At 56.0% G+C, this 13,660-nt stretch carries 10 protein-coding genes; 6 read left to right on the top strand and 4 right to left on the bottom strand.

All coding sequences use genetic code 11. From position 1 onward, the window contains the following. The first annotated feature begins 21 nt into the window (after window positions 1-21). From rpoN to npr, 5 genes are all read left to right on the top strand, one after another. Window positions 22-1,455 (top strand): RNA polymerase factor sigma-54, encoded by a 1,434-nt coding sequence (gene rpoN / locus Q1L34_RS02620; RefSeq protein WP_004868164.1) that lies wholly within the window; start codon window positions 22-24, stop codon window positions 1,453-1,455. A gap of 22 nt (window positions 1,456-1,477) precedes the next feature. Continuing rightward, window positions 1,478-1,765 (top strand): ribosome hibernation promoting factor, encoded by a 288-nt coding sequence (gene hpf / locus Q1L34_RS02615; protein WP_004868168.1) that lies wholly within the window; start codon window positions 1,478-1,480, stop codon window positions 1,763-1,765. A gap of 72 nt (window positions 1,766-1,837) precedes the next feature. Next, window positions 1,838-2,326: a PTS IIA-like nitrogen regulatory protein PtsN gene (gene ptsN, locus Q1L34_RS02610; protein ID WP_015585655.1), complete on the top strand. Its 489-nt coding sequence runs from the start codon at window positions 1,838-1,840 to the stop codon at window positions 2,324-2,326. Window positions 2,327-2,371: 45 nt separating this feature from the next. Further along, entirely contained in the window at window positions 2,372-3,226 is an 855-nt protein-coding gene (gene rapZ, locus Q1L34_RS02605) for an RNase adapter RapZ (RefSeq protein ID WP_004868172.1), read from the top strand. Next, window positions 3,223-3,495 (top strand): PTS phosphocarrier protein NPr, encoded by a 273-nt coding sequence (gene npr, locus Q1L34_RS02600; RefSeq protein WP_004868176.1) that lies wholly within the window; start codon window positions 3,223-3,225, stop codon window positions 3,493-3,495. Before rapZ ends, npr begins: the two co-directional genes overlap by 4 nt. A gap of 61 nt (window positions 3,496-3,556) precedes the next feature. Here the strand turns inward: npr and mtgA are convergent, their stop codons facing one another. From mtgA to mnmL, 4 genes are all read right to left on the bottom strand, one after another. Then, window positions 3,557-4,282, bottom strand: coding sequence for a monofunctional biosynthetic peptidoglycan transglycosylase (mtgA, locus tag Q1L34_RS02595; RefSeq protein WP_004868178.1), 726 nt, complete (start codon window positions 4,280-4,282; stop codon window positions 3,557-3,559). Then, window positions 4,279-4,932, bottom strand: coding sequence for an isoprenoid biosynthesis glyoxalase ElbB (gene elbB, locus Q1L34_RS02590; protein WP_104895545.1), 654 nt, complete (start codon window positions 4,930-4,932; stop codon window positions 4,279-4,281). Before elbB ends, mtgA begins: the two co-directional genes overlap by 4 nt. 232 nt (window positions 4,933-5,164) lie before the next feature. Beyond that, on the bottom strand, window positions 5,165-7,504 hold the full coding sequence (gene arcB / locus Q1L34_RS02585; RefSeq protein ID WP_327204349.1) for an aerobic respiration two-component sensor histidine kinase ArcB: 2,340 nt from the start codon (window positions 7,502-7,504) through the stop codon (window positions 5,165-5,167). 84 nt (window positions 7,505-7,588) lie between these two features. Next, window positions 7,589-8,524 carry a tRNA modification radical SAM protein MnmL/YtqA gene (gene mnmL, locus Q1L34_RS02580; protein ID WP_327204348.1) on the bottom strand — a complete coding sequence of 312 codons (936 nt, stop codon included), beginning with the start codon at window positions 8,522-8,524 and terminating at the stop codon, window positions 7,589-7,591. Between the two features lie 672 nt (window positions 8,525-9,196). Here mnmL and gltB point away from each other — a divergent pair. Continuing rightward, the gene (gltB, locus tag Q1L34_RS02575; RefSeq protein WP_327204347.1) at window positions 9,197-13,657 is read left to right on the top strand and encodes a glutamate synthase large subunit; all 4,461 of its coding nucleotides are present in this window, start codon (window positions 9,197-9,199) and stop codon (window positions 13,655-13,657) included. The last annotated feature ends 3 nt before the right edge of the window (window positions 13,658-13,660 follow it).

The following is a 13,660-nucleotide window of genomic DNA, read 5'->3' as shown; positions in this document are numbered from 1 at the left end:
CCGGAGATATTAGCCCTGAATATGAAGCAAGGTTTGCAATTAAGGCTAAGCCAACAGCTTGCCATGACGCCACAACTGCAACAGGCTATTCGCCTGCTGCAGCTGTCCACGTTAGAACTCCAGCAAGAACTCCAGCAGGCGCTGGAGAGTAATCCGCTGCTTGAGCAAACCGATCTTCACGATGAGGTAGAAACCAAAGAGGTCGAGGACCGCGAATCGCTGGACACCGTCGACGCTCTTGAACAAAAAGATATGCCGGAAGAGCTGCCGCTCGACGCCAGCTGGGATGAAATCTACACCGCCGGCACCCCGTCCGGAAACGGCGTTGATTACCAGGACGACGAGCTGCCTGTCTATCAAGGCGAAACGACCCAAAGCCTGCAGGATTACCTGATGTGGCAGGTTGAACTGACGCCGTTTACCGACACCGACCGCGCCATTGCCACCTCGATTGTCGATGCCGTTGATGACACCGGCTATCTCACCATTCGGCTGGAAGATATTGTCGAGAGTATCGACGATGACGACATTGGTCTCGAAGAAGTGGAAGCGGTGCTAAAGCGTATCCAGCGCTTTGACCCGGTCGGCGTCGCGGCAAAAGATCTGCGCGACTGTCTGCTGGTTCAGCTTTCCCAATATGCTAAAGAGACGCCGTGGCTGGAAGAAGCCCGGCTGATCATCAGCGATCATCTCGATCTGCTCGCCAACCATGATTTCCGCTCCCTGATGCGCGTCACCCGACTGAAAGAAGAGGTGCTGAAAGAAGCCGTTAATCTCATCCAGTCCCTCGATCCGCGCCCCGGTCAGTCGATTCAGACCAGCGAGCCGGAATACGTCATTCCCGACGTGCTGGTACGTAAGGTCAGCGGCCGCTGGGTCGTGGAGCTTAACTCCGACAGCATCCCACGTCTGAAGATTAATCAGCATTACGCGGCCATGGGCAATAGCGCGCGCAATGATGCAGACAGCCAGTTTATCCGCAGCAACCTGCAGGAAGCTCGCTGGCTGATCAAGAGTCTGGAAAGCCGCAATGATACGCTGTTGCGCGTCAGCCGCTGCATCGTCGAACAGCAGCAGGCCTTCTTCGATCAGGGTGAAGAGTTCATGAAACCGATGGTGCTGGCGGATATTGCTCAGGCCGTCGAAATGCATGAATCCACCATTTCACGCGTTACCACCCAAAAATATCTGCACAGTCCGCGCGGTATTTTTGAGCTGAAATATTTCTTTTCCAGCCACGTGAATACGGAAGGCGGCGGCGAGGCATCGTCGACGGCCATTCGTGCGCTGGTGAAGAAGTTAATCGCCGCGGAGAATCCCGCGAAGCCGTTGAGTGACAGTAAGCTGACCACCATCCTGTCCGAACAGGGTATCATGGTGGCACGTCGTACCGTCGCTAAGTACCGAGAGTCTTTATCCATTCCGCCATCTAACCAGCGTAAACAACTGGTTTGATACAACCGATAAGGAAGACACTATGCAGCTCAACATTACAGGACACAACGTCGAGATCACCCCTGCACTGCGCGAATTCGTTAATGCGAAGTTCAGCAAGCTGGAGCAGTTTTTCGACAGGATCAATCAGGTCTATATTGTGTTAAAAGTAGAGAAGGTGACGCAAATTGCGGATGCCAATCTGCATGTCAACGGTGGCGAAATCCATGCCAGTGCGGAAGGGCAGGATATGTATGCCGCTATCGATGGACTCATCGATAAGCTGGCAAGACAGTTAACAAAACATAAAGATAAACTAAAACAACACTAATTGTCCGGGCGCCGCCCTTGCCTGCTGCCAGCCTTCATCGGTAGCAGGCAAGGGGCGCGCTCAGGTGAAATTATGATGAACAACGATTCGGCTCTACAACTGAGCAACGTCCTTAACCAGGAATGTACCCGTAGCCAGGTTCACTGCCAGAGCAAAAAGCGCGCGCTGGAAATCATCAGTGAACTGGCAGCAAAACAGTTAGGTTTGCCGCCGCAGGTGGTGTTTGAGGCGATCCTTACCCGCGAGAAAATGGGCAGTACCGGGATTGGCAACGGGATTGCCATTCCGCACGGTAAACTTGAAGAGGATACGCTGCGCGCCGTTGGCGTGTTTGTCCAGCTGGAGACTCCGATCGCATTTGATGCCATCGACAATCAGCCGGTCGATCTGCTGTTTGCGCTTCTGGTCCCGGCTGACCAGACCAAAACCCATCTGCATACGCTGTCTCTGGTTGCAAAACGACTGGCGGATAAAACGATTTGCCGTCGCCTGCGCGCAGCGCAAAGCGATGAAGAGCTGTATGAGATCATCACCGAAGCAGGAAGCAACGATGACGTATAACGGCCGTCGCCCCCTACCCTTTATCGTACTGAGGAGAAACGGTACATGGTACTGATGATCGTCAGCGGCCGCTCAGGCTCGGGGAAATCCGTCGCTCTGCGGGCGCTGGAAGATATGGGCTTCTACTGCGTAGATAACCTGCCGGTAGTGCTGTTGCCTGAGCTGGCGAGATCGCTGGCCGACAGAAACATCTCTGCCGCCGTCAGCATTGACGTGCGTAACATGCCGGAATCGCCAGAGATCTTTGAACAGGCGATGAAAAACCTGCCTGAGGCATTTTCCCCTCAGCTGCTGTTCCTTGATGCTGACCGCAATACGCTGATCCGCCGCTACAGCGACACCCGTCGTCTGCATCCGCTATCGAGCAAAAATCTGTCGCTGGAAAGCGCGATTGACGAAGAGAGCGCGCTGCTGGAGCCGCTGCGTTCCCGCGCCGACCTGATCGTCGACACTTCAGAGATGTCGGTACACGAGCTGGCGGAAATGCTACGTACCCGTCTGCTCGGCAAGCGTGAACGTGAGCTGACCATGGTCTTTGAATCCTTTGGCTTTAAGCACGGTATCCCGATTGATGCCGATTACGTCTTTGACGTACGCTTCCTGCCAAACCCACACTGGGATCCGAAACTGCGTCCAATGACCGGTCTGGATAAGCCGGTGGCCGCCTTCCTTGACCGGCACACGGAAGTTCACAATTTTATTTACCAGACCCGCAGCTATCTTGAGCTATGGTTACCGATGCTGGAGACCAATAATCGCAGCTATCTGACGGTGGCGATTGGTTGTACCGGCGGTAAACACCGTTCGGTCTACATTGCCGAACAGCTGGCTGATTACTTCCGCTCACGCGGTAAGAACGTGCAGTCTCGTCATCGGACGCTGGAAAAACGCAAATCATGACCGTAAAGCAGATCGTTGAAATCACCAATAAACTGGGGATGCATGCCCGCCCGGCGATGAAGCTGTTTGAGCTGATGCAGAATTATGATGCGGAAGTCCTGCTGCGCAACGACGAGGGGACGGAAGCGGAGGCCAATAGCGTAATTGCCCTGCTGATGCTCGACTCGGCCAAAGGTCGGCAAATCGAGATTGAAGCCAACGGTCCGCAGGAAGTCGAGGCGCTGGCAGCGGTTATCGCGCTGTTCAACGCCGGTTTTGACGAAGACTAAACATTCCCGCCTCTTCCCCGGCTGCACGACGCTGACCGGGGCTATTGTTTCTGCCGCGACCTCACTTCAGCTTATTCGCCTGCATAAATCCTTCTCCGCCTAGCTGACGCATCTGACGCAGGATCCACGCCTGCCGACTGCGAACATAGCCGGACGGCGCATCGGCGCGAAAGCGAATCGGGTTGGGCAATACCGCAGCCAGGAGCGCCGCTTCAGAAGCCGTTAACTTGCTCGCAGGCTTGTGAAAGTAGCGCCGGGACGCCGCTTCGACGCCGAACGTTCCTTCCCCAAATTCAGCGATATTCAGGTAGACGGTCAGAATCCGTTTTTTACTCCACACCGTCTCAATCCCTACCGTTAACCCTGCCTCCAGCCCTTTGCGCAACCAGCTACGGCCATCCCACAAGAACAGGTTCTTCGCCGTTTGCTGCGAAAGCGTGGAGGCGCCGCGCACGCGGTTTTCCTGACGTTCATTGTGTGCCAGCGCTTTCTCTATCGCTGAGACATCAAAACCCCAGTGTTCAGGGAATTTTTGATCCTCCGCAGCGATTGCCGCCAGCCCCATCCACGGCGAGATCTCGTCCATCCCGACCCAGTCGGAGTGGGCGACATAATGAAAATCACCGCTCAGCCATGCGCCGATTTGTCGCTCGAGCATAACGGCTGAAAACGGCACCGGCAGTATGCTAAAGAGCGCGATGCCGCCTCCCCAAAAGGCTGCCGCAATCAGCAGAATGCGCAATAAAAGGCGTTTAATCATTCGCAACGGGGCCGAACGCACGCTCATGCAGTCAGAGCCAGCACGCGAGCCACCAGCTTCTCAATCCCGCTTGCCGCTTCCGCAATGTTCTGCGCCAGCATCCAGGCCGGGGTCGTCACCACCTTATGTTCTTCATCGACGACGATATCATCGACCGGGCAAGGAACGTGTTCTGCGCCCATCTCTTCCACCACCTCAGCAGTATCAAGATCGGTGCCGATGGTTATCCGCAGCGGGATCGGGAAAATTTTTGGCAGCAGCGCCGGGGCGATACACATAAAGCCCAGCGGTTTACCCGCCTCGTGCATCGCCAGCGTCAACGCTTTCAGGTCGCTATCGACCTGGCATTCAGCCCCTTGCGAGGCAAAATTGCTGAGGTTCTTCGCCGCGCCAAACCCGCCAGGGACAATCAGCGCATCCAGATCTTCAGCCCGGGCCGCAGCCAGAGGCTGGATATCGCCACGGGCAATACGCGCAGCCTCCACCAGAACGTTGCGGCTTTCGGCCATCGGCTCACCGGTCAGGTGGTTGATCACGTCCGTTTGCGCTTTATCCGCGGCGAAACAGATGGCCTGTGCGCCGCTACGGGCGATCGCCAACAGGGTAATGACCGCTTCATGGATCTCCGTTCCGTCATAGACGCCACAGCCGCTCAATACCACGCCAATCTTTTTCATACTGCCAGCTCCTTAGTGCAACTTGCTGAAACCAGTCAAAAATTTTGATTTACACGCATTGCTTCACATATTTTACTGATTCACGTAACAAATAATTTAAGGTTTGCTATCTTAATGAGCGAGCAAACCAAATCCTCAGGTTGCGCTACGTAAAAATATCTCTAAAAATTCTGGCGCAACGACCAGTTCCCTGGTGTTGGCGCAGTATTCGCGCACCCCGGTTTATCCGGGGTCATTTTTTATGTGCCGCCGCAACCCATGCTTTCAGCACCGCTACATCGTTCTGCCACTCGGATTTCATCTCTTCAACCCATTCACCAACGTTATCCGACCACGCCGGCAGGTCCGGAGTCTGAATCTGCTGTCCCAGCTGTTGGATATGCCGCAGGCCAATCGAGCCCGCCGCGCCTTTAATTTTATGCCCTTCATCGACGATCCCTTTCTGGTCGCGAGCGGTCAGATTAGACTCCAGTACCGCCATATAGCCCGGCATCATCTTCTCAAAAACCGCAAGACCATCGTTGATAAGCTTTGGCCCCACCAGCTCGATATACTGCTCAAGCATCGGAATATCCAGCACGGATGCCGATTTACTCACATCCACGGTCGGCATTTCGCACTCATCCTCTTCCGGCGAATCCCAGAATTTTTTAATCATTGCCGTCAGCGCCGGCACCGATAGCGGTTTACTCAGGACGTCGTCCATTCCGGCATCAAGATACTCTTTTTTATTCTTCAGGACGTTGGCGGTCAGGGCAACCAGCGGCGGTAGCTCGTCGGCGGCAAAGTGCTGCTTAAGATGACGAGAAATATCCAGGCCCGTCATATCCGGCAGCTGGATATCCAGCAGCACCAGGTCGTACTCGCCCGGTTCAAACATCTCCAGCGCGGCCTTACCGGTCATCGCCACATCGACGCTGTTACCCAGCTTCTCCAGCACCGAGCGCGCCACAATCACGTTGAGCTCGATATCCTCGACCAGCAGCACGTTCAGCGCCGGCAGGGGCATCTCATCTTCCGTCAGCATATCTTCCACTTCTTCCGCCACCGCCGGCGCATGCACGGTCAGCGTAAATGTGGCCCCCTGGCCCGGCTGGCTGGAGACGTTAATGTCGCCGCCCATATTGCGAGCCAGACGACGCGATACGGCAAGACCGATCCCGGTACCCGTCGCAGGCTTGCCGCCGTGGCTGTCTTTCACCTGATAATACATCGCGAAGATCTTATCCTGCTCGGCTTCGGGAATGCCGATGCCGGAGTCTTCCACTTCAAAATGCAGGATATCGCCTTCATCGTAGCGAACGCGAACGGTGACGTTTCCACCTTGCGGGGTGAATTTCACGGCGTTACTGATGAGGTTCCACAGAATCTGCCGCAGACGCGTCCCGTCGGTCACCACTTTATGCGGCAGCGGCAGCGTCGGTTCCAGGACGAAGCGCAGCCCTTTCTGTTGCGCCTGCAGGCCGGAGAGGTTTTCCAGATCGGCCAGGAAACCGGTGAAGTCGACCTGCTGATTATCCAGCTGGACTTTGCGCCGCTCCATTTTATCCATGTCGATAATATCGTTGAAAATATTCCCCAGCGTAACGGCAGAGACATGGATGGTTTTGAGGTATTTTTCCTGCTCACCGGTCAGCTCGGTATCCAGCAGGATACGGCTCAGCCCGACGATGCCGTTGAGCGGCGTACGCAGCTCGTGGCTGATGGTTGAGATAAAGGTGGTCTTATCGCGGCTGGCGCGCTCCAGCGCATCCTGGTAGCGCTTACGTTCGGTAATATCGCGGCCAAAGCCCATCAGTCCACGGCGCTTGCCGACGCGGTCATAGTAAGGGACCTTGCGGATTTCAAAGCAGGCTTTACGCCCGTCCGGATAATCCAGCCACTGCTCGTAGGTCAGCGACACATTATGGCGGAAGACCTTTTCGTCAGTCTCCAGCACTTTAACCGCCGATTCTTCGTTATAGACATCCTGAGGTTTCAGGTGGATAAGCTGCTTTTCGCTTTTCCCGGTCAGGAGCTCCATCGCCCGGTTACAGCCAGAAAACTCTTTGTCTTCATTGCGATAGAATACCAGGTCCGGCGAGGCATCAAGGAAAGAACGGAGGAAGGAGGATTGCTGTTCCAGCTGAATTTGCGTCTCTTCGCGCTCTTTCATCTCAATCTTCAGCTGTTCCAGCGTCGTCTCGCGCTCGGCTTCCGCCTTTTCACGCTCGCCAATCTCCTGATTGAGCTGCGCGATATTATCTTTGAGCTGCACGTTAAGCTGCAGGTCGCGCTCGCGCATCTCCTCCAGTTTTTCCACCAGCCTGGAGAGACGCTGCCGCGACTCTTCCAGTTGCTCCACCACCACCGACAAAAAGTAAACTGCCCAGGGGGTGATCAGCAGACCAAAGAAGATAGAGCGGATAACGTCGATGCTCTCAACCTGGCCATGCAGAACCATCGTGACGGCCATCTGTACCACAATCGCCAGCACCACCAGGGCGAGGGCCAACAGCATGGAAAAACGCACCAGACCCAGCTTCATCATCAGGTCGACATAGTACTGCGCCAGCATACGGATTTGCTTCATAAGGGATTCCTTCGCGACAACTCCGCACAATAATACCCAATTCTGAGCAATACGCTGTAAGTTGTGCAAAAAATGCGGGCGCCCTTACTCTAAAGCTGCGCGCGGCACCCAGGCTCGTCCCAGCGCCGAGCCCTGCACGCCGTGTTGGTTGAGATAGCGGTCAAGTTCAACCATCCCGGTCCAGCGGTTCTCACACCACAGGGGCGCCAGCAGCGTCGGCCGCCGGGCGCTGGCGGAAATGCGGTGATAGATCACCTCGGGTGGCGTGTGGCGAATCATCTCCCCGGCAGTGACCGTATACTCATCCAGCGCAATCGCCTGAAACCGTCCCGCCTGCCAGGCTTTGGCCATCGTACTGCCGGTGACGATATGCAGCGGATGCAGTTTGATGCCATCCACACCGGTATTCACAACCTGCTCCAGCGTTTGCAGGCAATGGCTCTGCGCCTCGCCCGGTAGCCCGACGATCAAATGCGCGCAGACCTTCAGCCCGCGCTCGCGCGCCAGCCGGGTCGTACGCTGATAACAGGCAAAATCATGCCCACGATTAATCCGCTGCAGCGTTTTGTCATGCGCCGTCTGTAAGCCGAGTTCCAGCCATACTTCGTAGCCCTGTTCCCGATAGCCGCCGAGCAGATCCAGCACCGCCTCCGGGACGCAGTCAGGACGAGTACCCACGCACAGCCCGACGATATTGGCCTGACTCACCGCCTGCTGATACATCGAGCGCAGTACCTGAACTTCGGCAAAGGTGCTGGTGTAAGCCTGAAAATAAGCGAGATAGCGCCTGGCGCGATTAACCCGCTGCGCCTGATGTGCCAGCTGTTCAGCAATAGAGTGGTGCTGCTGCTCTTCGTCAGCAAAAGAGGCGACGTTGCAGAACGTGCAGCCTCCGCGGCCGATAGTGCCATCGCGATTCGGGCAGCTAAACCCGCCATGCAGCGTCAGTTTATGAACCTTTTCGCCATAGCGCCGCGAAAGATCCCCACCAAACATATTGACTAATTTTTGTAACTGCATAATCTGATAGACCGGCCTGAAGAAAGGGGCCAAGCCTGCCATTTTTAGCCACCGACGGCGATGACCTGGATCAATCGTCAGCGCGGCCGCTCATCTCATTGCATAAACACTCAAGATAACTGCAATTTCATTCACTCACTCTGTGATGACTTTTCCTTATACTTAACCTCAGGTTTGCCATTATCTTCATCAGGGCAAAAAACAGTGTTATTTACCGCGCTAGAGGTAACAGGCAGATAAATACTCTGCGATAAATAGGCAGTTCAGCACAGATCGATAATGTTACGCTATCGATATAGTGAGACAGATCACACTAGATTATGCTTTCCGCTACGTTTCAGCGCCGCTTAAAACACAGTTATTATCTTATTTATCATAATGTTAAACCATGTATAGCACATTTTTGTATAAATAAGATTGCCATTTGACGTAAGTGCCGATTCCCGATAAGTTGGGAATCCGCTGGAAGCTTTCTGGATGAGCACTCTGCTCATCATATTTATGCAGTAATTGAGATTCCCTCTTACAGCAAGTCCTCAAACTTGCGTACCGATGCGAAAAGGATTTAAAGAGGGCGAATGCGAGGTGCAAACCCCGTCGCCATGCTCTTTCTGTGCCCGTGCGCAATCGGTATCGGAGGGTGTCCCGTAGAGCCTGGGGAGGTTCACTGATATGTTGTACGATAAATCCCTTGAGAGGGATAACTGTGGTTTCGGCCTGATCGCCCACATAGAAGGCGAACCTAGCCACAAGGTAGTGCGTACCGCTATACACGCACTGGCCCGAATGCAGCACCGCGGCGCGATTCTTGCCGATGGTAAAACCGGCGACGGTTGTGGCTTGCTGCTGCAAAAACCTGACCGTTTCTTCCGTATCGTTGCGGAAGAGCGCGGCTGGCGTTTAGCCAAAAATTACGCCGTCGGGATGTTATTCCTTAATAAAGATCCTGAACTGGCGGCTACGGCACGCCGCATCGTTGAAGAAGAACTACAACGTGAAACCCTGTCTATCGTCGGCTGGCGCGAAGTGCCGACCAACGAAGGGGTTCTCGGTGAAATCGCCCTCTCCTCGCTGCCTCGTATTGAACAAATTTTTGTTAACGCCCCGGCAGGCTGGCGCCCGCGCGATATGGAACGTCGTTTGTTCATCGCCCGTCGCCGCATTGAAAAGCGTCTGCAGGAAGATAAAGATTTCTACGTTTGCAGCCTGTCGAATCTGGTGAACATTTACAAAGGTCTGTGTATGCCGGCTGACCTGCCGCGCTTCTATCTGGACCTCGCGGACCTGCGTCTGGAGTCGGCAATCTGCCTGTTCCACCAGCGCTTCTCCACCAACACCGTGCCGCGCTGGCCGCTGGCACAGCCGTTCCGCTACCTGGCGCACAACGGCGAAATCAACACCATCACCGGCAACCGCCAGTGGGCGCGCGCGCGTACCTACAAGTTCCAGACGCCGTTAATTCCGGACCTGCATGATGCGGCGCCGTTCGTGAACGAAACCGGCTCCGACTCCAGCTCGATGGATAACATGCTTGAGCTGCTGCTGGCCGGCGGGATGGATATCGTGCGCGCCATGCGTCTTCTCGTACCGCCAGCCTGGCAGAACAACCCGGATATGGATCCGGAGCTGCGCGCCTTCTTTGATTTTAACTCCATGCATATGGAGCCATGGGATGGCCCGGCGGGCATCGTGATGTCCGACGGTCGCTACGCCGCCTGTAACCTCGATCGTAACGGTCTGCGCCCGGCGCGCTACGTCATCACCAAAGACAAACTGATTACCTGCGCTTCAGAAGTCGGGATTTGGGATTACCAGCCTGACGAAGTGGTCGAAAAAGGCCGCGTAGGCCCGGGCGAACTGATGGTTATCGATACCCGCGGCGGACGTATTCTGCACTCCGCGGAAACCGATGATGACCTGAAAAGTCGCCACCCTTACAAAGAGTGGATGGAGAAAAACGTCCGCCGCCTGGTGCCGTTTGAAGATCTACCGGACGAAGACGTCGGCAGCCGCCAGCTGGATGACGACACGCTCGCCAGCTTCCAGAAACAGTTTAACTACAGCGCAGAAGAGCTGGACTCCGTCCTGCGTGTACTGGGTGAAAACGGCCAGGAAGCGGTCGGTTCAATGGGCGACGATACCCCGTTTGCCGTGCTCTCCAGCCAGCCGCGTATCATTTACGACTACTTCCGTCAGCAGTTCGCGCAGGTGACTAACCCGCCGATCGACCCGCTGCGTGAAGCTCACGTGATGTCGCTGGCCACCAGCATCGGCCGTGAAATGAACGTCTTCTGCGAAGCGGAAGGCCAGGCTCACCGCCTGAGCTTCAAATCACCGATCCTGCTGTACTCCGATTTCAAACAGCTCACCACCATGGAAGAGGAGCACTATCGCGCCGATACCCTGGATATCACCTTTAACGCCGCAGAAACCTCGCTGGCCGAAACGGTGAAGGCGCTGTGCGATAAAGCGGAACAGATGGTCCGTAACGGTACCGTTCTGCTGGTGCTCTCCGATCGTAATATCGCCAAAGATCGTCTGCCGGTTCCGGCACCGATGGCGGTAGGCGCGATTCAAACCCGCCTGGTGGATAAGAGCCTGCGCTGCGATGCCAACATTATCGTTGAGACCGCCAGCGCCCGTGACCCGCACCATTTCGCGGTGCTGCTGGGCTTCGGCGCCACGGCTATCTATCCGTACCTGGCCTATGAGACGCTGGCGAAACTGGTTGATAACAAGGCCATTGAGAAAGATTATCGTACCGTGATGCTGAACTACCGTAACGGCATCAACAAAGGCCTGTACAAGATCATGTCTAAGATGGGCATTTCGACCATCGCCTCCTACCGCTGCTCGAAGCTGTTCGAAGCGGTTGGCCTGCATCGTGAGGTTTCCGATCTGTGCTTCCTCGGCGTTGTCAGCCGCATCGGCGGCGCGGGCTTCGATGACTTCCAGCAGGATCTGCTGAATCTGTCCAAACGCGCCTGGCTGGTCCGTAAGCCGCTGGATCAGGGCGGTCTGCTGAAATACGTTCACGGCGGTGAATATCACGCCTACAACCCGGACGTCGTCCGCACGCTGCAGCAAGCGGTTCAGAGCGGTGAATACCACGACTATCAGCAGTATGCGAACCTGGTGAATGAACGCCCGGCCGCCACACTGCGCGATCTGCTGGCGCTGAACCCTGGCGATGACGCCATCAGCATCGACCACGTCGAATCGGCCAAAGACCTGTTCAAACGCTTCGATACCGCCGCCATGTCTATCGGTGCGTTAAGCCCGGAAGCTCATGAGTCGCTGGCGGAAGCCATGAACAGCATCGGCGGCTTCTCTAACTCCGGCGAAGGCGGCGAAGATCCGGCGCGCTATGGCACCAACAAAGTGTCGCGTATTAAACAGGTCGCTTCTGGCCGCTTCGGCGTCACACCGGCTTACCTGGTCAACGCCGACGTTATTCAGATTAAAGTCGCTCAGGGCGCGAAGCCGGGCGAAGGCGGGCAGCTGCCGGGTGACAAAGTCACCCCGTACATTGCCAAACTGCGCTATTCGGTCCCGGGTGTAACCCTGATTTCACCGCCGCCGCACCACGATATTTACTCTATCGAGGATCTGGCGCAGCTGATTTTCGACCTGAAACAGGTCAACCCGAAAGCGATGATTTCTGTGAAGCTGGTTTCCGAACCGGGCGTCGGCACCATCGCCACCGGCGTGGCCAAAGCCTATGCCGATCTTATCACCATCGCCGGTTACGACGGTGGTACGGGTGCCAGCCCGCTCTCCTCCGTGAAATACGCGGGTTGTCCGTGGGAGCTGGGTCTGGTGGAAACCCAACAGGCGCTGGTGGCGAACGGTCTGCGTCACAAGATCCGTCTGCAGGTGGATGGCGGCCTGAAAACCGGCCTCGATATCATCAAGGCGGCAATTCTTGGCGCAGAAAGCTTCGGCTTCGGCACTGGCCCGATGGTCGCGCTCGGCTGTAAATATCTGCGTATCTGCCACCTGAACAACTGCGCAACCGGCGTAGCAACTCAGGATGACAAACTGCGTAAGAATCACTATCACGGCCTGCCGTTCAAAGTGACCAACTACTTTGAATTCATCGCCCGCGAAACCCGCGAGCTGATGGCTGAGCTTGGCGTGAAGCGTCTGGTGGACCTGATTGGCCGTACCGACCTGCTGAAAGTGCTGGATGGCTTTACCGCGAAGCAGCAGAAGCTGGATCTCAGCAAACTGCTGGAAACCGCCGAGCCGCATCCGGGTAAAGCGCTGTACTGCACCGAAAGCAACCCGCCGTTTGATAACGGCGTGCTGAACGCGCAGCTGCTACAGCAGGCTAAACCGTTCGTGGACAGCAAGCAGAGCAAAACCTTCTGGTTCGATATCCGTAATACCGATCGCTCCGTTGGCGCGTCGTTGTCTGGCTATATCGCCCAGACCCATGGCGATCAGGGGCTGGCAGCAGATCCGATTACCGCGCACTTCAGCGGTACCGCAGGCCAGAGCTTCGGCGTGTGGAACGCCGGCGGCGTGGAACTGCATCTGACCGGTGACGCGAACGACTACGTGGGTAAAGGGATGGCAGGCGGTCTGCTGTCAATCCGTCCTCCGGTGGGCTCCGCCTTCCGCAGTCACGAAGCGAGCATCATCGGTAATACCTGTCTGTATGGCGCGACCGGCGGTCGTCTGTACGCTGCGGGCCGTGCAGGCGAACGCTTTGCGGTGCGTAACTCCGGTGCCATCACCGTGGTAGAAGGCATCGGCGATAACGGCTGCGAATACATGACCGGCGGCATCGTCTGCGTACTGGGTAAAACCGGCGTCAACTTTGGCGCAGGGATGACCGGCGGCTTTGCTTACGTCCTGGATGAAGACGGTGATTTCCGTAAACGTGTGAACCCGGAACTGGTGGAAGTGTTGGGCGTTGACTCTCTCGCTATCCATGAAGAGCACCTGCGCGGTCTGATTACCGAACACGTGCAGCTTACCGGTTCGTCTCGAGGCGAAGAGATCCTGGCCAACTGGCCGGCTTTTGCCGCGAAATTCGCGCTGGTTAAACCAAAGTCCAGCGATGTTAAGGCACTGTTGGGTCACCGTAGTCGTAGCGCAGCAGAGCTGCGTGTGCAGGCGCAGTAAGGA

It is taken from the genome of Klebsiella ornithinolytica (assembly GCF_030505655.1).
GTDB lineage: Bacteria > Pseudomonadota > Gammaproteobacteria > Enterobacterales > Enterobacteriaceae > Klebsiella > Klebsiella ornithinolytica.
The sequence above is the reverse complement of the archived record's forward strand: the minus strand, read 5'-3'. Positions and strand labels throughout refer to the sequence as shown.